Raw genomic sequence first — 255 nt, forward strand, 5'->3', positions numbered from 1 at the left:
GATACAGAATCAGCACCGGCAGATTGGCGATGACCACAACCGCATACTTGATGACTTCCACTTCCATGATCTTCTTGGCGAGCGAGTCGTCCGCCATGTCGACCATATCCGCCATCTGGCCCTGGATTAGGATCTCCCGCAGAATCAGCTGCAGCGGATACTTGCCCCGGTCGGTCAGGTAGATGAGGGCGTTGAAGAAGGCGTTCCAGTGCCCGACCGCGTAGAACAGAATCATGACCGCGATGATCGGCATCG

The 255-nt window shown here is 56.5% G+C and carries 1 pseudogene; it reads right to left on the reverse strand.

Going from position 1 to position 255, the window contains the following annotated elements:
* Positions 1 to 255 (reverse strand): annotated as a pseudogene (locus KJS47_RS23940) (carbohydrate ABC transporter permease); the annotation flags it as partial.

The organism is Paenibacillus sp. J31TS4, assembly GCF_018403265.1.
Taxonomy (GTDB): Bacteria; Bacillota; Bacilli; order Paenibacillales; family NBRC-103111; genus J31TS4.